Source organism: Streptococcus sp. HMSC034E12 (genome assembly GCF_001835915.1).
Taxonomy (GTDB): Bacteria; Bacillota; Bacilli; order Lactobacillales; family Streptococcaceae; genus Streptococcus; species Streptococcus vaginalis.
This window is the reverse complement of the sequence record NZ_KV826444.1, coordinates 1-637: the sequence shown is the minus strand read 5'-3', so window position 1 is coordinate 637 and position 637 is coordinate 1. Positions and strand designations below refer to the sequence as shown.

The window sequence follows — 637 nt, the reverse complement described above, 5'->3', positions numbered from 1 at the left end:
ATATCTATCAGCTCTTGCTTTTTCACTTTCAGAATAAGGAACCAGAGAAATTTTTCGGACTCATTGAGGACAATCTTAAGCTGGTTCATCCTCTTTTTCAGACTGTCTTTAAAATCATTCTCAAGAGCAAAGAGGGTATCGTCAACGTCCTTCAGTAAACCTACTCCAACACAAAATTGGAAGCAACTAATAAGCTCATCAAACTTATCAAACGAAATGCCTTTGGTTTTCGGAACTTTGAAAACTTCAAAAAACGGATTTTTATCGCTCTCAACATCAAAAAAGAAAGGACAAAATGTGTCCTTTCTAGAACTTAGCTTTTCTTCAACCCACTACAGTTGACAAAGAGCCCTATATTTTACCAAGACTATCGCAACCATGAAAAAAGCAACGGCAAAACCGTTGCTTTTTTTGATAGAATCGAGACATTATTGTCCCAGGCTCCAGATGTTAAAAACTAACACCTATTTCATCTAATATCAAATAAAATATCGGGAAGACAGGATTCGAACCTGCGACACCTTGGTCCCAAACCAAGTACTCTACCAAGCTGAGCTACTTCCCGTATAGATAGAAAAATGAAGTCCTAGGAGACTTCTTTTCTATGCACCCTAGAGGAGTCGAACCTCTAACCGCC

General features: G+C 38.5%; 1 tRNA gene and 1 pseudogene. One reads left to right on the top strand and one right to left on the bottom strand.

From position 1 onward, the window contains the following. Nucleotides 1-317: pseudogene (locus HMPREF2574_RS10220) on the top strand (transposase); the annotation flags it as partial. A 174-nt stretch (nucleotides 318-491) separates the two neighbouring features. On the opposite strand, the gene HMPREF2574_RS05985 reads toward HMPREF2574_RS10220, so the two are convergent. Then, nucleotides 492-565, bottom strand: a tRNA-Pro gene (locus HMPREF2574_RS05985). Nucleotides 566-637 lie beyond the last annotated feature (72 nt).